We start from the raw sequence: 18,974 nt of genomic DNA, 5'->3' as shown, positions 1-18,974 counted from the left end.
AGGGACCCGCAGCCGCGGGTCCCGGCGGCCCCTTCCACTCCTGTCCCAGGGGGACTTCCATGCACCACCCGCGCTCGCGCGCCCTCGCGGTCTCCGCCGCGTTCACCGCCCTCGCCCTCGGAGCGTTCGCCGCTCCCGCCCAGGCGGCCGACCACCAGCTGAAGCTGGAGGTCCCGGCCTCGGTGCAGATCCCCTCGACGCCCAAGGCCCCCGGGCAGTGGGACGAGAACCTGTCCGTCCGCTACGGCCGCACCGGCACCGGCATCCTGGACGGCCTCAAGCTGACCTTCGACACCAAGGACCTGGCCGGCGTCGCGCAGCTGACCGTCGGGGGCTGCGCCACCAGCGGCACCCTGATCACCTGCAACGTGGACCACCTGCAGTACGAGTCGATCAACTTCACCGGCCACCCGTGGCTGAGCGCGGTGGCCGGCGCCAAGCCCGGCAGCAGCGGCGTCCTGCACCTGCGGTTCTCCGGCGCGGGCGCGACCGAGGCCACCCAGGACGTCCGGGTCGACGTCGGCGGCCCGCGGTTCAAGCTGAAGGACGTCCCGCCGGTCAAGGGCGCCCGGCCGGGCGACACCGTGACCCCGTCGGTGGTGTTCGCCAACCGCGGCGAGACCGCCGCGAGCAAGGTGTTCGTCGAGGTCACCGCCGTCTCCGGGCTGAACCCCGTGCAGGTGCCCGCCAACTGCGAGTACCAGGACAACCCGGACGGCGCCTACGGCGAGAAGAGCTGGCCCGGCTCGGTGAACATGGCCTGCGCCGTGGACGCCGCCGTCGGCGCCGGCGAGGTCTACAAGCTCTCCCCGGTGTCCTTCAAGGTCGCCCCGACCGCCGAGTACACCTTCGCGGACATCGCGGTCTTCCCGACCGCCGACGCCGACAACTCCCAGGCCGCCCTGTGGCGCGCCAACGGCCCGCTGAAGCGCGGCACCGGCCCGGCCCTGACCCTGGCGAAGACCACCGACGCCGACCTGCTGGGCGCGCCGCTGAACGGCTACGACCACCGGATCGAGCAGGAGGTCATCGCCGACAACCCGGCGGACTTCTCCGCCTCCGCCGCCTGGGCCCCCGCCAACGGCGGCCGGACCGGCACGCTGACCGTCGTCGAGGCCAACTCCGGCCCGGCCTCGATCTTCGACCGCTCCGGCGGCGAGGCCACGCCGCACCTCTCGACCGTCCTCCCCGCCGGCGTCAGCGTCACCAAGGTCCCGGCCGGCTGCGGGGCCGTCGAGTGGGAGAACGGCCAGCACGTCGAGCACCCGAACAAGTACAGCTGCGAGGGCCCGTTCTGGGTGCCGTCCGGCTACCTGCGCAGCTACGACTTCGAGCTGAAGGTCGACGACCCGGCCGCCGCCGCCAAGGCCGTGGTCTCGCTGCAGAACACCGTGAGCGCGAACGAGCCCGGCCACCCGTCGGCCGTGATGTCCTGGGACCACAACCCGGCCAACGACCGGATCGAGGTCGCGCTCGGCACCACCGCGGGCGGCGGACTGCCGACCGCGACCGCCAAGCCCACCACGACGGCCACCGCCACCGTCGCGCCGCCCGTCGTGCAGCCCACCGGCAGCGCCTCGGCCCGCCCGTCCGGCTCGGGCGCCCCGAGCGCCTCGGCGTCCAGGACGTCCGGCGGCGGCCTGGCGTTCACCGGCAGCGAGGGCACCGGCACCATGGTCGGCCTGGGCGTCGGCGCCATCGTGCTGGGCGGCGGCGTGATCGCCCTGGTGGCCCGCCGCCGGCGCGGGGCGCACGGCTGACACCGCGTCAGGAACCTCCGGGCCGCCGGGTCGGCGGCCCGGGGGTCCGGCACGGCCGGGCCCGGCGGCGCGCGGCGCGACATCCCGTGGCGGGACAGCCCGTGAGCCTGGCTACCCTGGTGGGGTGAGCGATCAGAGCACTCTCCCCGCGACCGACGACCTTCCCGAGCAGATGCGCGTCCGGCGCGAGAAGCTGGACCGGCTGCGGGCCGCCGGCATCGACCCGTACCCGGTCGGCTTCCCCCGCACCTCGACCATCGCCGAACTGCGGGACAAGCACCCCGACCTGGCGCCGGACACCGCGACCGGCGAGCGGGTCGGCATCACCGGCCGGGTCGTCCTGGCCCGCACCGGCGGCAAGCTCTGCTTCGCCACCCTGCGCGACGGCTCCGGCGACCTCCAGGTGATGCTGTCCCTGGACAAGCTGGGCGAGGAGCGGCTGGCCGCCTGGAAGACCGACATCGACCTCGGCGACCAGGTCGGCGTCGAGGGCGAGGTGATCACCTCCCGCCGCGGCGAGCTGAGCGTGATGGTGGACCGCTGGGAGCTCACCGCCAAGTGCCTGCGCCCGCTGCCGGACAAGCACAAGGGGCTGACCGACCCGGAGGCCCGGGTCCGCCAGCGCTACGTCGACCTGATCGTGAACCCCGAGGCGCGCGAGATGCTCCAGCTGCGCACCAAGGTGATCCGCTCGATCCGCCGCACCTACGAGGACCGCGGCTACCTCGAGGTCGAGACCCCGATGCTGCAGCCGATCCACGGCGGCGCCAACGCCCGCCCGTTCAAGACGCACATCAACGCGTACGACATCGAGCTGTACCTGCGGATCGCGACCGAGCTGTACCTCAAGCGCCTGGTGGTCGGCGGCGCCGAGAAGGTCTTCGAGATCAACCGGAACTTCCGCAACGAGGGCGCGGACGCCACCCACAACCCGGAGTTCACCGCCCTGGAGTCGTACGAGGCGTACGGCGACTACGACACCCAGGCCGAGCTGATCCGGGCGATCATCGTGAACGCCGCGCGGGACGCGCTGGGCACCACCGTGGTCCGGGGTCTCGGCCCGGACGGCGTGGAGCACGAGATCGACCTCGCCGAGCCCTGGGAGGAGGTCTCGGTCTACCCGGGCATCTCCGCCCGCCTGGGCACCGAGGTCACCCCCGCCACCTCCGTCGAGGAGCTGCGCGAGCTGGCCGCCAAGCACGGCCTGGACCAGTACCTGGAGGACAGCTGGGACCACGGCCAGATCGTCCTGGAGCTGATCGAGCGCCTGCTGGAGCACCACGCGATCAAGCCGACCTTCATCAAGGACTACCCGACCTCGGTCTCCCCGCTGACCCGCCGGCACCGCTCGATCGAGGGCGTGGCGGAGAAGTGGGACCTGGTGATCTTCGGCACCGAGATCGGCACCGCCTACTCCGAGCTGATCGACCCGGTCGAGCAGCGCGCCCGGCTGACCGCCCAGTCGCTGCTGGCGGCCGGCGGCGACGTCGAGGCGATGCAGCTGGACGAGGACTTCCTGCGCGCGCTGGAGTACGCGATGCCGCCCACCGGCGGCCTCGGCCTCGGCGTGGACCGCCTGATCATGCTGCTGACCGGCAAGAACATCCGCGAGACGGTGCTGTTCCCGCTGGTGAAGCCGGAGAAGGCCGGAAAGGGCGACAAGGCCGCCGAGGCCGGCGCCGAAGCCGACGAGGACACCGAGGAGTAACCCGTGGAGTACGTCAGCGCGATCGTGCCGCCGCTGTTCATGGCGATCGGTTTCGCCTTCCTGGTGCGGGCCATCGTCCGCAGCCAGGGCGGCGCGCAGAAGTCCAAGGAGGACGCCGCCGCCGAGGCGATGGCGGCGCGTCCCACCGCCGAATAGCGCGGCCGCGGGCCGGTGCGCGGTTCTCCCCGAAAGGGGGAACGGCGCGCCGGTCCGTTTGCCGTTTGCCGCCCTTTGTCCGTTTCGGTCCTATCCTGGGCCGCACTATGGTGCGGCCACTCGGAGAACTCGAGAACGACATCATGACCCGGGTCTGGCAGTGGAACCGCCCGGTCACCGTTCGGGAGGTTCTGCAGGATCTGCGATCGGAACGTGAAATCGCGTACACGACCGTGATGACGGTGCTCGACAAGCTCTATCGAAAGGGCTGGGTGCGCCGGGAGCGCGCCGGGCGCGCATACCGATATGAGCCGGTCTCCTCGCGCGAGGCTTACACCGCGGCACTGATGAACGACGCCTGGGCGACGAGTGACAATCCGGCCGCCGCACTGGTGCACTTCTTCGGGATGATGTCGCCGGAACAGCGCGAGTGGCTGCGGGACGCCCTGCGGGTGGCGGGCGTCGATACCGAGGAGACCCGCCCGCCCGGGGCACGATAACGTTCCCCGGCATGGAGGTCACCATCCGCCGTGCGCGGACCACCGACGTGCGCGCCGTTCGCCGGCTCATCGACACCTACGCCCGCGGCGGCATTCTGCTCGACAAGCCGACCGTCACCCTGTTCGAATCCGTCCAGGAGTTCTGGGTGGCGGAACGCGACGAGGACGGCCGCGTGGTGGCGTGCGGCGCGCTGCACGTGATGTGGGAGGACCTGGCCGAGGTGCGCACCCTCGCGGTCGATCCGGTCTGCAAAGGCCGGGGCGTCGGCCACAAGCTGCTGGACAAGCTGCTGGAGACCGCACGCTGGCTCGGCGTCCGTCGGATTTTCTGCCTGACGTTCGAGGTGGCGTTCTTCTCGAAACACGGCTTCGTCGAGATCGGCGAAAACGACGATCGTACGGCAGACCCGGCAGTCGTGGCCACAGAAGTCTATGAAGAACTTCTGCGCTCGTACGACGAAGGCGTCGCCGAGTTCCTCGACCTGGAGCGGGTGAAGCCGAACACACTGGGCAACTCGCGCATGCTGCTGCACCTCTGATGCGGCTCTCCGGGCGCGACCGGCGGCACAGGGGTTTGTGTTTTGCGGGAAAAGGCGCTTTCCTTTCTCTAGGCAATGGACCGTTATCGCGGAAAGGGAAGCCCGTGGCACAGAGGGTTCAGGTCATTCTGGAAGACGATCTCGACGGCGGCTCCGCGGACGAGACGGTGACGTTCGCCCTGGACGGCGTGGCCTACGAGATCGACCTGAAGAGCGACAATGCGGACAAGCTCCGCGGCCTGCTGGCCCCGTACGTCGAGAAGGGCCGCAAGCAGAGCGGCCGGCTGACCGCGCCGCGGCGCGGCGGCGCCCGGGGCGCCGGCCGCTCCGCCTCCTCGGCCGGACAGGCCGACACCGCCAAGATCCGCAACTGGGCGAAGGAGAACGGCTACCCGGTCAACGACCGCGGCCGGGTCCCGAGCAACGTGCGCGAGGCGTACGAGAAGGCCAACGCCTCCTGAGGCGTCCGGTCTCAGCGCGCGGGCGGCAGCCCCAGCCGCTCCCGCGCGCAGGCGTCCGCCAGGGCGTCCAGCAGGCACAGCAGGTCGGGCGAGCGCAGGTCCGCTGCGGGCCGCGCGGCACCGGCCCGCAGCCAGTCGGCGGTCCGCGGTTCGGGCACCCGGGCTTCTCCCGGGTGCGCCGCGACGGCGTCGATCGGCAGCCGCAGTTCGGGGCCCCAGCCGAGCCAGCCCAGCAGGTCGGGCACCGGCTCGGCGGCCCCCGGGGCGAGCAGGAAGACGGCGAGGCCGCCGCGCCGCAGCACCGGCCCGGTGGTGCGGCCGAGCCGGTCCAGGCGGTCGAGCGCGGCCAGTGCGGGCCGCAGCGGTGCGGTCACCCGGTCCGATCCGCGCCAGCCGGCCACGGGCGCCGGGGTGCGGGCGGCGGCGGGCGGCGGGCGGGTCACGACCTGTGCAACGCTGGAGTGGGCGACGCGGTCACGGGACCGCCGCCGACACGGTGGCCGTTCCCGGGGAACCGGCCTGACGCTCCGTCACGCCGGGTGTGCGGACGGCCGACTTCTCGCCAGGCGAACAAGCACCCCCGGGAATCCACGCGAAACCGGCCGCCCGACCGGGTATGAATGCAGGTGGACGGGGTCGTACGAGCCCGGCCGCAGCACTGCGCGGGGCCGGTCCACCGGTTCCATCGGACCGTGTTCGCCGTTGGCGTAGCGGTATCCGGTGCATCGGGCCCGCCGCTGGGAACACCGTCTCCCAGCATCAGGTTGGGAAAGGTGTCGGCTGGTCGCGCAGCATGTTTCTCCCGCTCCGGTGGGAGTTCCGTAGCCGCGCCGCTGAGCGGGACTAGCATGCGGAAGGACAGGGCGGGGACGGCCCCCGAACTGACCGACCGCTCTGAGGAGCGATTAACGATGTTCGAGAGGTTCACCGACCGCGCGCGGCGGGTTGTCGTCCTGGCACAGGAAGAAGCCCGGATGCTCAACCACAACTACATCGGCACCGAGCACATCCTCCTGGGCCTGATCCACGAGGGCGAGGGTGTCGCCGCCAAGGCGCTGGAGAGCCTCGGCATCTCGCTCGAGGCGGTCCGCCAGCAGGTCGAGGAGATCATCGGTCAGGGCCAGCAGGCCCCGTCCGGCCACATCCCCTTCACGCCCCGGGCGAAGAAGGTGCTGGAGCTGTCGCTCCGCGAGGCCCTTCAGCTCGGCCACAACTACATCGGCACCGAGCACATCCTGCTCGGCCTGATCCGCGAGGGCGAGGGCGTCGCCGCCCAGGTCCTGGTGAAGCTCGGCGCCGACCTGAACCGGGTGCGCCAGCAGGTGATCCAGCTGCTGTCCGGCTACCAGACCGGCAGCGGCAAGGAGTCGGCCACGGCCGGCGGCCCGGCCGAGGGCACCCCGTCCACCTCCCTGGTGCTCGACCAGTTCGGCCGCAACCTGACGCAGGCCGCCCGCGAGGCCAAGCTCGACCCGGTGATCGGGCGCGAGAAGGAGATCGAGCGGGTCATGCAGGTGCTGTCCCGCCGCACCAAGAACAACCCGGTGCTGATCGGCGAGCCCGGCGTCGGCAAGACCGCCGTCGTCGAGGGCCTGGCCCAGGCGATCGTCAAGGGCGAGGTCCCGGAGACGCTGAAGGACAAGCAGCTCTACACGCTGGACCTCGGCGCCCTGGTGGCCGGCTCGCGCTACCGCGGTGACTTCGAGGAGCGCCTGAAGAAGGTGCTCAAGGAGATCCGCACCCGCGGCGACATCATCCTGTTCATCGACGAGCTGCACACCCTGGTCGGTGCGGGCGCCGCCGAGGGCGCGATCGACGCCGCCTCCATCCTGAAGCCGATGCTGGCCCGCGGTGAGCTGCAGACCATCGGCGCCACCACGCTGGACGAGTACCGCAAGCACCTGGAGAAGGACGCCGCGCTGGAGCGCCGCTTCCAGCCGATCCAGGTCGCCGAGCCCTCGCTCCCGCACACCATCGAGATCCTCAAGGGCCTGCGCGACCGGTACGAGGCGCACCACCGCGTCTCGATCACCGACGCCGCCCTGGTCGCCGCCGCCACCCTGGCCGACCGGTACATCTCGGACCGCTTCCTGCCGGACAAGGCGATCGACCTGATCGACGAGGCCGGTTCCCGGATGCGCATCCGCCGGATGACCGCGCCGCCGGACCTGCGCGAGTTCGACGAGAAGATCGCCGAGGTGCGCCGGGAGAAGGAGTCCGCGATCGACGCGCAGGACTTCGAGAAGGCCGCGTCGCTGCGCGACAACGAGAAGCAGCTGCTCCAGGCGAAGGCCAAGCGGGAGAAGGAGTGGAAGGCCGGCGACATGGACGTCGTGGCCGAGGTGGACGAGGAGCTCATCGCCGAGGTCCTGGCCACCGCCACCGGCATCCCGGTCTTCAAGCTGACCGAGGAGGAGTCCTCGCGCCTGCTGCGCATGGAGGACGAGCTGCACAAGCGGGTCATCGGCCAGGAGGACGCCATCAAGGCGCTGTCCCAGGCGATCCGCCGCACCCGGGCCGGTCTGAAGGACCCGAAGCGCCCCGGTGGCTCGTTCATCTTCGCCGGCCCCTCGGGTGTCGGTAAGACCGAGCTGTCGAAGACCCTCGCGGAGTTCCTGTTCGGGGACGAGGACGCGCTGATCGCGCTCGACATGTCCGAGTTCTCGGAGAAGCACACCGTGTCGCGGCTGTTCGGCTCCCCGCCCGGATACGTGGGCTACGAGGAGGGCGGCCAGCTCACCGAGAAGGTGCGCCGCAAGCCGTTCTCGGTGGTCCTGTTCGACGAGGTCGAGAAGGCCCACCCGGACATCTTCAACTCGCTGCTGCAGATCCTGGAGGACGGTCGCCTGACCGACTCCCAGGGCCGGGTCGTGGACTTCAAGAACACGGTCATCATCATGACCACCAACCTCGGCACCCGGGACATCTCCAAGGGCTTCAACCTGGGCTTCGCGGCCACGGGTGACGTCCAGACCGGCTACGAGCGGATGAAGGCCAAGGTCGGCGAGGAGCTCAAGCAGCACTTCCGCCCCGAGTTCCTGAACCGTGTCGACGACATCGTGGTGTTCCACCAGCTGTCGGAGGCCAACATCATCGAGATCGTCGACCTGATGATCGCGAAGGTGGACCAGCGGATGAAGGACCGCGACATGGGCATCGAGCTCAGCGCGGAGGCGAAGAGCCTGCTGGCGAAGCGCGGCTACGACCCGATCCTGGGTGCCCGTCCGCTGCGCCGCACGATCCAGCGGGAGATCGAGGACCACCTGTCCGAGAAGATCCTGTTCGGCGAGCTGCGGTCCGGCCACATCGTGGTCGTCGGCGTGGAGGGCGAGGGCAAGAACGCCAAGTTCACCTTCCGCGGCGAGGAGAAGTCCCCGGTGGCGGACACCCCGGCGGCGGTCTCGGCGACCGGCCCGGATCTGACGAAGTAATAGCGTTCGCAAAGCCGCCGCCCCCGACCTGTTCAGGTCGGGGGCGGCGGCTTTTCGGTGCCCGGTCTTTCAGTTGAAAAACTGTTTAGGTTTCCGTGTGCTGTGAATGCGGGCGGGTGCGCTGCCGAACGGGTGGGCTCCGACGCGGTACGAGTGCGACCGACCCGGCTGCCGTCTGCGCCGTCGGTAGATTGACGGATCGTCAGCTGATGGGAGTTGCCGGAGCATAGCGGCGTGGCCATGCCATGGTCAAGGTCTTTCTTTTTTACCCGACCTTGGGTCAAATGTCGTCCACCTGTCTTGCATTGGTTCACCGGCTCGGCCATCAGCCGTATCCGGTTAGGGGAGGACGTCACCACGTTGAAGATGACCAAGAAGGTTGCCGCGGCCTCCGCAGCCATCGCGGTGACCGCCGCGCTGGGTGCGGGCATGCTGCCGGGCACGGCCACCGCCGCCCCGGTCACGCCGGTCGCCAAGGACCCGGCCGAGGCCATCCAGAACGACACCGTGCCCCGCGAGCTGCAGAGCCCGCTGGCCGACAAGGTGCAGGCCGAGCAGAAGGCCGCGATAGAGCAGCTGGTCAACGGCACGGCCAAGGTCGAGAAGCACGGCAGTGGTTCCTCGGTGAAGCTGGGCCGCGACAAGTACGTCGAGCTGTCCCGCGAGCGCACCGACCGGATCTTCACCATCCTCGTCGACTTCGGTGACCAGGTGGACAACACCACCACCACCGCCGACGGCAAGGTGAAGTACGGCGGCACCCCCGGCCCGGCCCGCAACCAGATCGCCGCCCCGGACCGCACCAAGGACAACTCCACGGCCTGGCAGGCGGACTACAACCAGGCCCACTACCAGGACCTGTACTTCGCGCCCGACAAGCCGTCGCTGAAGACCTACTACGAGCGCCAGTCCTCGGGCCGGTACTCGGTCGACGGCCTGGTCACCGACTGGGTGCGGGTGCCGTGGAACGAGGCCCGCTACGGCTCGGACTACTGCGGCCAGCACGTCTGCGCCAACGCGCAGGACCTGATCCGCGACGGCATCAACGCCTGGGTCGCCGACCAGAAGGCCAAGGGCCGCACCGACGCCCAGATCAAGGCCGACCTGGCGCAGTACGACCAGTGGGACCGTTACGACTACAACGGCAACGGCAACTTCAACGAGCCGGACGGCTACCTGGACCACTTCCAGATCGTCCACGCCGGTGAGGACCAGTCGGCCGGCGGCGGCGCGCAGGGCGACAACGCGCTGTGGGCGCACCGCTCGTACGTGTACGCCAACCAGGCGGGCAAGACCGGCCCCGACAACAACAAGCTGGGCGGCACCCCGATCGGCGCCACCGGCCTGTGGGTCGGCGACTACACCATGCAGCCGGAGAACGGCGGCCTGGGCGTGTTCGCCCACGAGTACGGCCACGACCTGGGCCTGCCGGACCTGTACGACACCAGCGGCCAGGGCATCGACAACTCGGTCGGCTTCTGGTCCCTGATGTCGTCGGGCTCCTGGCTCGGCGAGGGCAAGAACGAGATCGGCGACATGCCGAACGACCTGGACATCTGGTCGAAGCTGAAGCTCGGCTGGCTGGACTACGACACCGCCAAGGCCGGCAAGAACGCCGTCAGCCTGCTCGGCCCGGTCGAGTACAACACCAAGCGCAAGCAGGGCCTGATCGTCGACCTGCCGGCGAAGACCGTCGTCACCGAGATCAACACCCCCTTCGCGGGCGGCAACGAGTGGTGGAGCGGCAGCGCCGACAACCTGAACGTCTCGCTGACCCGTGACGTCGACCTGACCGGCAAGACCTCGGCCAAGCTCACCGCGAAGGCCTGGTACGACCTGGAGCAGGACTACGACTTCGCGTACGCCGAGGTCTCCGTCGACGGCGGCCAGAACTGGTCCTCGCTGGCCGGCACCTTCAACGGCGCCGCGCTGCCGGAGAACTCCATCACCGGCAACTCGAACGGCTGGGGCGACCTGTCGTTCCCGCTGGACGCGTACGCCGGCAAGGCGATCAAGGTCCGCTTCCACAACACCACCGACCCGGGCGTCCACATGAAGGGCCTCGCCCTGGACGAGATCGCGGTGACGGCGGACGGCGCGACCGTGTTCACCGACGGCGCCGAGAACGGCGACAACGGCTGGGCGGTGTCCGGCTTCTCGCGGATCTCCGGCAAGTTCAGCAAGGACTACGACCAGCACTACCTGGTCGAGAACCGTCAGTACGTGTCCTTCGACACCACGCTGAAGACCGGCCCGTACAACTTCGGCTCGGCCGCGCGTCCGGACTGGGTGGAGCACTACGCCAACCAGAACGGCATCCTGATCTGGCTGTGGGACTCCTCGCAGTCGGACAACAACGTCGCCAACCACCCCGGCCAGGGCCTGATCCTGCCGATCGACGCCCACCCGGCGCCGCTGAAGTGGAACGACGGCACCCTGATGCGCCCGCGCTTCCAGGCGTACGACGACACCTTCCGCTTCGAGCGCACCACCGGCCTGCAGCTGCACAAGGCCGACGCGCTCACCAAGATCCCCAGCGAGCGCGGCGTGACGGTCTTCAACGACCGCACCAACACCTACTGGGACGAAAGCAACAAGTACAGCGGGGTCAAGGTGCCGAACACCGGCACCCAGATCCAGGTGCTGTGGCAGTCGCACAACGAGCTGGAGGCCCTGATCTCCGTCAAGCGCACCAAGTGACGCTCGGCTGAGCGAAGGTCCTGAACGGAGGGCCCCGGCGGTTTTCGAACCGCCGGGGCCCTTCGGCGTCCTACCGGGCGGCGGGCGGGAGCAGGGCGAGGAAGTCGGCCATCGCGGCGGTGACCTGCTCGGCGGTCCACTCCAGGGCGGCGGCGGCCACCGTCACCTCGGTCATCGACGCGGCGGGCTGCGGACCGGGCTCCCGCCAGCCGCCGAACAGCGAAACGCCCTGCTCCTCGGCCTGCCGGTGGCCGGCCTCGTTCAGCTGCTCGGCGGGGTGCGGCAGCCAGAGCTGGAACTGGTGGGTGTGCGGCGGCGCCGGGTTGATCCGGGCCCCCCGGGTCCCGGCGAGTGCGGCGGCGATCACCTTGGCGTGCGCCACGTACTCGGGCAGCCGGGGCAGCTCGCGGTCCAGGCCGGCCAGCGCGGACAGCACCGCGGGCCACTGCTGCCACAGCTTGCCGCCGTAGCGGTGCCGCCAGACCTTGATCCGGCGGACGAACTCCTCCTCGCCGGCGACGAGGGCGCCGCTGTGCCCGCCGAGCGACTTGTAGCAGGAGACGTACACCGACCCGGCGCGGGCGCAGATCTCCGGCAGGCTCCGGCCGAGGTGCGGGGCGGACTCCCACAGCCGGGCGCCGTCCAGGTGGACCGGCAGGCCGCGGTCGGCGGCGAAGTCGTACAGCGCGGTCAGCTCCTCCCAGCTGGGCAGCAGGAAGCCGGCGTCGCGCAGCGGGAGTTCCAGCATCAGCACGTCGAAGGGCTCGTCCAGGGCGGCGAGCTGCGCGGCGGTGGGCTGCTGCGGGCCGGTGGCCTGCGGGACGGTGCGCAGGCCGCTGAGCACCTGGTGGGCGCGGCGTTCGTGGACCTCGGGGTGGGCGAGCGGATGCATGGCGACGACCGGCCCGTGGGTGGCGGCCCAGGTCTTCAGGGCGGCCTGCTGGGCCATCGTGCCGGTGGGGAAGTAGGCGGCGTCGGGCTTGCCGAGCAGGTCGGCGGTGCGGCGCTCCAGGGTGCGCACGATGCCGTTGCCGTACAGGTCGGTGGGCTCGTCCAGCGGGTAGGGGCCGTCGGCGAGCGCGGCGAGGTCGGCGAGCGACTCGCGGACGGTCTGCGGGCGGCCGCCGGACAGCAGGCGGTCGGCCCGGCGGCGGGCGGTGAAGCGGGGGTCCTGCACCGGGGTGTCGTTCATCAGCTGATCATCTCCGACGGCATGGGTGGACCGGACGGCACAGCTGGTTCGAAAGCCCGTTCTACCCGAACCGCTTCGGACCCAAACCGGCCGCTTCCCGGTGGCGATGGTCACAGGCTCCCGGCGACGTACGACCGACGGTAGGAGGTTTACGGGCTCTTGTACCGGTCTGTCCGATGCTCCGGATGGCTATTCCGTGAGCTTCGTCGACTACCCGCCGTCGTACGTCACACGCTTGGGCCCGCCCCGGGGGGTCGTTTACACCGGAGTCGTTCCACCAGTTCGGCGAGCCCCGCGGCTCGGCCCCGCTCTGGCCCCGTCCGTGAGGTACCGACTCCCGATGCGTTCTCTTCCCGCCACCGGCCGCCGGCTTCTCCAGGCGATCAGCGCCTCCCACGTCCGGTCCGTCCTGTCGGCCGACACCCTGGCCTCGGTCCGCCGGGCCCCCGCCAAGGCGGTCGCCTCCGGTGCCGTCGTGGTCGCCTTCGGCGCCCTGATGATCCCGGGCGGGCAGGCCGCCGCCCAGCCGGTGCCGGCCGAACTGGGCGCCTCCGTGTTCGCCCCGGCCGACGCCCACCCGGACTCCGCCGACGTCCAGCTGTCCGAGCCGGTGAGCCACCAGGGCGACACCACCAGCCCGATCGCCGTGGTCGCGGCCAACCTGGAGCGCCTGGCCCACCCGGCCGACGACCAGCACTCCGCCGACCAGCACCAGGACCAGCCGCACCAGGACGAGCAGGCCTCGCGCGGCGAGCAGCGCCAGGAGCTGCCGGCGGCCGAGCAGCAGCCCGCGCCCGCCCCGGCCGAGCAGCCCGCCCCGGCGCAGCAGCCGGCCCCCCAGCCCGCCCCTGCGCCCGAGCCCGCCCCCGCCCCGGCGCCGGCCCCGGCTCCCGCCCCGGCCAAGCCGGACTGGTCCTCCCCCGCCCCCGGCGCGACGATCAGCAACCCGTACCACAAGACCAACGCCTCGTACGCGGCCGGCTACCACACCGGCACCGACTTCGCGGTCTCCGTGGGGACCCCGCTGGTCGCGGTCGGCAACTCGACCGTCGTGTCGGCGGGCTGGGCCGGCGCGTACGGCAACCAGATCGTGCTGAAGCTGGAGGACGGCCGCTTCGCCCAGTACGCGCACCTGTCGCAGCTGGGCGTGAAGGCGGGGCAGCACGTGCACGCGGGCGACCAGATCGGCAAGTCCGGCAACACCGGCAACTCGACCGGCCCGCACCTGCACTTCGAGATCCGCACCGTGAACCAGTACGCGAAGGTGATCGACCCGGTCGGCTACCTGAAGGGCCACGGCGCGAGCAACTTCTGATCCCGCCAACCGCCCCGGCCCCGGCCGCCCGGGGGACCCGTCGAGCCGTCCGCGTCAGTGCGCGGACGGCTCGATGCGTGCGGCGACCTCCAGGGCGACCTCCAGGGCCGCCTCCATCGCCTCGTCCAGGCTGGGGGCGGCGGCCGCCGGCTGTCCGCCGGACCCCTCGCACAGGTCGGCCTTGAGCAGGAACATCGCCGAGTGCATGGACGTCAGCGCGACGGTGGCGCGCAGCTTGTCGCGGAAGGTCGGCTCCGGCCCGTGCAGCAGGGTGATCATCTTGATCATCCGGTCCTTGAAGGCCAGCCCGGCCGCGGACTCCCGCAGCGCGGGCTGGTTCTCGTGGAAGAAGCGCAGCAGCGGCGCCCGCTCGCCCATGCCGGCGGCGAACCGGCGGAGCAGTTCGTCGCGCAGTTCGGGGGACCACTCCTTGCCCTCGCCGAAGGCGATGGCGTCGTCCAGCGGGGCGGCCATCTTCTCGACGATGCCGCGGACGATGTCGTCCTTGGTCTTGAAGTGGTAGTAGAGGGCGGCCTTGGTGACGCCCAGGCGGTCGGCGATCTCGCGCAGCGAGGTCTTCTCGTAGCCGTGCTCGGCGAACAACTCCAGGGCCACGTCGATGATCCGCGCTCGGGTGTCGCTGCGGGGGCTCGGGGTGGTGGTCATCGCTGGCGGCCTGCCTCGGGAAGCGGGAGCGGACGGGTGTCAAGGTCCGGTTCTGTCGGCATTCTCCCTGCCCAGGGGGGCTGCGACGAAACTGGCTTGACGACCGGCTGGGTAACAACTTACCGTGCCGGACGGCAATTAACTAGCCGGTCGTCAAGTAAGTACCCGCCGCGGACAGCTCTGCGGCACCTCGCGCCACGGGAGAGACGCACCATGACAACCCAGCAGTCCGAGGCGGCTCCGGAGGAGCCATCCGTCGAACCCGCCAAGGGCGACGGATTCGAGCAGCGGCCGCACCGCGAGGTCCGCCTGGTGATGATCGGCCTGGTGATCACCATGCTGCTCGCCATGCTCGACAACCTGATCGTCGGCACCGCGATGCCGCGCATCGTCGGCGAGCTGAACGGCGCCGAGCACATGGCCTGGGTCGTCACGGCCTACACCCTGGCCACCGCGGCCTCCACCCCGATCTGGGGCAAGGTCGGCGACCTGTACGGCCGCAAGGGCTCGTTCCTGGTCTCGATCGCGATCTTCCTGGTCGGCTCGGCGCTGTCCGGCATGTCGCAGACCATGACCCAGCTGATCGCCTTCCGCGCCGTCCAGGGCCTGGGCGCCGGCGGTCTGATGGTCGGCGTGATGTCGATCATGGGCGCGCTGGTGCTGCCCCGCGACCGCGGCAAGTACCAGGGCATGTTCGCCGCCGTCATGGCGCTGGCCACCATCGGCGGCCCGCTGATCGGCGGCTTCATCACCGACCACCTGAACTGGCGCTGGACGTTCTACGTCAACCTGCCGCTGGGCGCGATCGCGCTGGTCTTCATCGTCGTGGTGCTGAAGCTCCCGAAGGTCCGCTCCAACGCGAAGATCGACTACCTCGGCTCGGTGCTGCTGACCGTCGGCATCGTCTCGATGGTGCTCATCACCACCTGGGGCGGCCACGAGTACGCCTGGGGCTCGAAGCAGATCCTCGGCCTGGGCGCGCTGTCCGTGGCCTCGATCATCGGCTTCTGCTACGTCGAGCAGCGGGTCGCCGAGCCGGTCATCCCGCTGGGCCTGTTCCGCAACCGCAACTTCACGATGGTCTCGATCATCGGCTTCATCGTCGGCTTCGCGATGTTCGGCGCGGTCACCTTCCTGCCCACCTACCAGCAGATCGTCCAGGGCGCCTCGGCGACCAACTCGGGCCTGCTGCTGATGCCGATGATGTTCGGCATGCTGGTGATCTCGCTGGTGGTCGGCCAGGCCATCACCAAGACCGGCAAGTACCGGATCTACCCGATCATCGGCACCGTGGTGATGGGCGGCGGCTCGCTGCTGCTGTCCACCCTGTCCGTGGACACCACCAGCTTCGCGTCCTCCTGCTACATGGTGGTGCTCGGCGCCGGCATGGGCTTCCTGATGCAGGTCACCATGCTGGTCGCGCAGAACAGCGTGGAGATGAAGGACATGGGCGTGGCCTCCTCCTCCGCCACCCTGTTCCGCACCATCGGCGGCTCGTTCGGCGTCGCGCTGTTCGGCACCCTGTACACCAACCAGGTCAACCACAGCATCGAGAAGCTGCCGCCGGAGGTCCTCCAGCACATGCAGCAGAACGGTGGCGGCGAGGGCATGTCGGCGATGAACCCGGCCACCCTGAGCAAGCTGCCGCCCGACGTGCTGGACGCCTACCAGCACGGCATCTCCAACGGCATGCACACCGTCTTCCTGTGGGGCGCGGTGATCAGCCTGATCGCCGTCGCCGCCTCGCTGTTCCTGCGCGAGGTCAAGCTCCGCGGCGGCGCGGACGCCGCCGAGGCCAAGGCCGAGGCCGCCCTGGAGGGCGCGGTCTGACGGCTGCCCAGGCACGACGGACGGCCCGGGACCGACTGGTCCCGGGCCGTTCTTCGGTTACTGCGGCAGCCGGTAGGTGCCGGGGCCGACGGGCTCCACCAGGCCGTCGGCGACCAGCCCGTCCAACGCCCGGGCCCGCTGGATCGCGTCCGGCCACACCACGTCCAACTGCCCCTGGGTGACCAGCCCGTGGGCGTCCCGCAGCACCGCCAGCAGCTTGCCCCGCACCTGCCGGTCGGTCCCCTCGTACGTCTGGCCGCGCCGGGCCGGGCCCTGGTGCGGCGGGCACCCGGCCCGCTGCCAGGCGCAGTCCGCGAGCAGCGGGCAGGCGCCGCACTCGGGGCCGCGGGCGGTGCACACCAGGGCGCCCAGCTCCATCACGGCCACCGCCCAGGTCGCGGCCCGCTCGTCGCCGGCGGGCAGCAGTTCGTGCGCGGTGCGGCGCTCGGCGGCGGTGGTGGCGTTCGCCGGGTACTCGACGCCGGTGACGGCGCGGGCGAACACCCGGCGCACGTTGGTGTCCAGCACGGTGTGCCGCTGCCGGAAGGCGAACGAGGCGACCGCGGCCGCGGTGTACTCGCCGACGCCGGGCAGCGCCAGCAGCGCGGCGTGGTCGTCGGGGACGACGCCGCCGTGCTGCTCGGTGATCGCGGTGGCCGCCGCGTGCAGGCGCAGCGCCCGGCGCGGGTAGCCGAGCCGGCCCCACATCCGGACCGCCTCGCCGGGCGCGTCGGCGGCCAGGTCGGCGGGGGCGGGCCAGCGCTCCAGCCAGGCCGCGTAGGCGGGCAGCACCCGCTTCACGGGCGTCTGCTGGAGCATGAACTCGCTGACCATCACCGCCCAGGGCGAGGCGTCCGGGGTCCGCCAGGGCAGGTCGCGGGCGTTGGCCTCGTACCAGCCGATGACGGTCGAGTGCAGCGCCCGGAGGGCGGCGGGGGTGGGAGTCGAAGCAGTGGCAACCATGGCCCTCCGATCCTGCCACGAGGTGCCGCGCGGGCTTAAAGCCCCAGGTCGTCGAGCTCCTTGAGCAGGTCCGCGCGGGGGCTCGCCGCCGCCGGGGCGCCGCCGGCGACGGCCGGGGCGGGGTCCGGGGCGGCCGGGGCCGCCGTCCGCTTCGGGCCGCGGGTGCGGAAGATCCACGCACCGGCCAGGCCGCCGACCAGGCCGCCCAGGTGCCCCAGCCAGGACACCCCGGGGGTGCCGGGGATCGCCGTGGTCAGCAGGTACGCGAAGGACGCGCCCATCACCAGGCCGATCAGCGAGTCGATCAGGTTGCGGTCGAACAGGCCACGCAGCACCACGTAGCCGAAGTACCCGAAGATCACGCCGCTGGCGCCGACGGTCACCACGTTCTCCCGCTCGAACAGCCAGACCGCCATGCCGCTGGTCACCACCAGCAGCGCGGTCAGGCCGAGGAACTTGCGCACGCCGCGGTAGGCGGCCAGGAAGCCGAACACGAACAGCGGGCCCGAGTTGCCTTCCAGGTGCTGCCAGTTCAGGTGCAGGAACGGCGCGGTCAGCAGGTCCGGCAGGCTGTCCAGCTGGTGCGAGCGGATGCCGTGCTGCAGGGCGATCTGCTCGTCCATCGCCCAGTTCGCCAGCTGCACGACCCAGATCAGGCAGAGGAAGCCGAACATCGTGAAGAACGCCCGGCGCGCCTCGGCGATCAGCTGCGCGGGGTCGAGCGTCGCGGGTCCGGGAGTCCGGTCGAGCAGGGAGGCCATGAGGGCGACTATAGGGCGGCGCACCGTCGTGTCGAGTCCCTCTGACGGAGCAAATGGCGGATCATGTGAAAGAAGTGGCCCTGCTGAGGTGTTGATGCGTCAACAGATGCACAAGGTCTCGTAGAGTTTGCCCGTGCCCTCTCTGCGCCAGCCCGTCGGACCGCTGCCCGCCTCGATCTACTGGCGGCGCCGCCTCGTGGTCCTCGCCGCCCTCGCCGTCGTCGTGCTGCTGGTCGGCTGGCTCGCGTTCGGCACCGGCGGCGACGGCAAGCAGAAGAAGGCCGCCTCCGAGGGCAGCCCGCAGCCGGCGCCCGCCCAGTCCATCACGCCCGGGGCCTCCCCCAGCGGCTCCGCCATCACCAGCCGCCCCGGCGGCGGCAGCGGCGGCGGCTCCGGCGGAACGGGCGGCGGCGCGGCCGGAGAGCTGAACGTGACCGGCGGCAGCACCGGCGGCAACGGCGGCTCGACCGGTGGCGGCGCCGGCGGCTCGACGGGCGGCTCCGGCGGCGGCAGCACCGGCGGCCGGGCCGCCGCGCCCGGGCCCTCGCCGGCCGTGAACACCCCCGAGGTGATGGCCCTCCCGGTCTGCGCCACCTCGCAGCTGTCGCTGGAACTGGCCCCGGCGCAGACCTCGTTCGCGGCCAAGGACAAGCCGCGGCTGGCCCTGACCGTCCGCAACTCCTCGGGCTCCGGCTGCCGGGTCAACCTCTCCCACGAGAGCTCGGCGCTGACCATCACCTCCAGCACCAACGAGCGCGTCTGGTCGTCCGCGGACTGCATCCGGGAGAAGGTCGACGCCTGGGCGCAGATCGCCGGCAACAGCGGCGTCACCGAGACCTTCTCCTGGGACCGCACCCGCTCCAAGCCGCAGTGCGCCAGCGCCGACCCGACGCCCGCCCAGCCCGGCAACTACCTCGTCCAGGCCGACCTCACCGGCCCGGCCGGCGGCCCGCTCTCGGCCCGCACCTCGATCCGCCTCGAAGGCTGACCGC

At 71.1% G+C, this 18,974-nt stretch carries 16 protein-coding genes; 11 read left to right on the top strand and 5 right to left on the bottom strand.

Annotated features, from left to right (window positions below):
- Window positions 1-59 precede the first annotated feature (59 nt).
- The 6 genes from ACFV1L_RS07380 (at window position 60) to ACFV1L_RS07355 (ending at window position 5,124) form a co-directional block, all read left to right on the top strand.
- On the top strand, window positions 60-1,760 hold the full coding sequence (locus ACFV1L_RS07380) for a hypothetical protein (RefSeq protein ID WP_380363730.1): 1,701 nt from the start codon (window positions 60-62) through the stop codon (window positions 1,758-1,760).
- Between the two features lie 124 nt (window positions 1,761-1,884).
- Window positions 1,885-3,468 (top strand): bifunctional lysylphosphatidylglycerol synthetase/lysine--tRNA ligase LysX, encoded by a 1,584-nt coding sequence (gene lysX, locus ACFV1L_RS07375; protein WP_380363728.1) that lies wholly within the window; start codon window positions 1,885-1,887, stop codon window positions 3,466-3,468.
- Between the two features lie 3 nt (window positions 3,469-3,471).
- Window positions 3,472-3,624, top strand: a complete 153-nt coding sequence (locus ACFV1L_RS07370; RefSeq protein WP_380363727.1) for a hypothetical protein — start codon at window positions 3,472-3,474, stop codon at window positions 3,622-3,624.
- Window positions 3,625-3,731: 107 nt separating this feature from the next.
- Complete coding sequence (locus tag ACFV1L_RS07365) at window positions 3,732-4,124, top strand: BlaI/MecI/CopY family transcriptional regulator (RefSeq protein WP_380363725.1); 393 nt, start codon at window positions 3,732-3,734, stop codon at window positions 4,122-4,124.
- 11 nt (window positions 4,125-4,135) lie between these two features.
- Complete coding sequence (locus ACFV1L_RS07360) at window positions 4,136-4,663, top strand: amino-acid N-acetyltransferase (RefSeq protein WP_380363723.1); 528 nt, start codon at window positions 4,136-4,138, stop codon at window positions 4,661-4,663.
- A gap of 104 nt (window positions 4,664-4,767) precedes the next feature.
- Complete coding sequence (locus ACFV1L_RS07355) at window positions 4,768-5,124, top strand: Lsr2 family protein (protein ID WP_380363721.1); 357 nt, start codon at window positions 4,768-4,770, stop codon at window positions 5,122-5,124.
- 11 nt (window positions 5,125-5,135) lie between these two features.
- On the opposite strand, the gene ACFV1L_RS07350 is transcribed toward ACFV1L_RS07355, so the two are convergent.
- The gene (locus ACFV1L_RS07350) at window positions 5,136-5,567 is read right to left on the bottom strand and encodes a hypothetical protein (protein WP_380363720.1); all 432 of its coding nucleotides are present in this window, start codon (window positions 5,565-5,567) and stop codon (window positions 5,136-5,138) included.
- Window positions 5,568-6,035: 468 nt separating this feature from the next.
- Between ACFV1L_RS07350 and ACFV1L_RS07345 the strand changes: the two genes are divergently transcribed.
- Entirely contained in the window at window positions 6,036-8,555 is a 2,520-nt protein-coding gene (locus ACFV1L_RS07345; RefSeq protein ID WP_380363719.1) for an ATP-dependent Clp protease ATP-binding subunit, read from the top strand.
- A 366-nt stretch (window positions 8,556-8,921) separates the two neighbouring features.
- The gene (locus ACFV1L_RS07340) at window positions 8,922-11,255 is read left to right on the top strand and encodes an immune inhibitor A domain-containing protein (RefSeq protein ID WP_380363717.1); all 2,334 of its coding nucleotides are present in this window, start codon (window positions 8,922-8,924) and stop codon (window positions 11,253-11,255) included.
- Window positions 11,256-11,325: 70 nt separating this feature from the next.
- On the opposite strand, the gene ACFV1L_RS07335 is transcribed toward ACFV1L_RS07340, so the two are convergent.
- Window positions 11,326-12,447, bottom strand: a complete 1,122-nt coding sequence (locus ACFV1L_RS07335; RefSeq protein WP_380363715.1) for a threonine aldolase family protein — start codon at window positions 12,445-12,447, stop codon at window positions 11,326-11,328.
- A 340-nt stretch (window positions 12,448-12,787) separates the two neighbouring features.
- On the opposite strand from ACFV1L_RS07335, the gene ACFV1L_RS07330 reads away from it, so the two are divergent.
- Window positions 12,788-13,762: a M23 family metallopeptidase gene (locus ACFV1L_RS07330; RefSeq protein WP_380363713.1), complete on the top strand. Its 975-nt coding sequence runs from the start codon at window positions 12,788-12,790 to the stop codon at window positions 13,760-13,762.
- 54 nt (window positions 13,763-13,816) lie between these two features.
- On the opposite strand, the gene ACFV1L_RS07325 is transcribed toward ACFV1L_RS07330, so the two are convergent.
- A complete protein-coding gene (locus ACFV1L_RS07325) occupies window positions 13,817-14,428 on the bottom strand; it encodes a TetR/AcrR family transcriptional regulator (RefSeq protein WP_380363712.1) in 612 nt (203 codons plus the stop codon).
- 213 nt (window positions 14,429-14,641) lie between these two features.
- Here ACFV1L_RS07325 and ACFV1L_RS07320 point away from each other — a divergent pair, with 213 nt between their 5' ends.
- On the top strand, window positions 14,642-16,258 hold the full coding sequence (locus ACFV1L_RS07320; RefSeq protein ID WP_380363710.1) for an MDR family MFS transporter: 1,617 nt from the start codon (window positions 14,642-14,644) through the stop codon (window positions 16,256-16,258).
- A 57-nt stretch (window positions 16,259-16,315) separates the two neighbouring features.
- Here the strand turns inward: ACFV1L_RS07320 and ACFV1L_RS07315 are convergent, their stop codons facing one another.
- Both ACFV1L_RS07315 and ACFV1L_RS07310 read right to left on the bottom strand, forming a co-directional pair.
- The gene (locus ACFV1L_RS07315; protein WP_380363708.1) at window positions 16,316-17,221 is read right to left on the bottom strand and encodes an A/G-specific adenine glycosylase; all 906 of its coding nucleotides are present in this window, start codon (window positions 17,219-17,221) and stop codon (window positions 16,316-16,318) included.
- 35 nt (window positions 17,222-17,256) lie between these two features.
- The gene (locus ACFV1L_RS07310; protein ID WP_380363706.1) at window positions 17,257-17,982 is read right to left on the bottom strand and encodes a rhomboid family intramembrane serine protease; all 726 of its coding nucleotides are present in this window, start codon (window positions 17,980-17,982) and stop codon (window positions 17,257-17,259) included.
- A 133-nt stretch (window positions 17,983-18,115) separates the two neighbouring features.
- Between ACFV1L_RS07310 and ACFV1L_RS07305 the strand changes: the two genes are divergently transcribed.
- Window positions 18,116-18,970: a hypothetical protein gene (locus ACFV1L_RS07305; RefSeq protein ID WP_380363704.1), complete on the top strand. Its 855-nt coding sequence runs from the start codon at window positions 18,116-18,118 to the stop codon at window positions 18,968-18,970.
- The last annotated feature ends 4 nt before the right edge of the window (window positions 18,971-18,974 follow it).

The sequence above is a fragment of the Kitasatospora sp. NPDC059646 genome, from assembly GCF_042734615.1.
Taxonomy (GTDB): Bacteria; Actinomycetota; Actinomycetes; order Streptomycetales; family Streptomycetaceae; genus Kitasatospora.
Note: the sequence above shows the minus strand (reverse complement) of the source record. Positions and strands in the feature narration are given on the sequence as shown.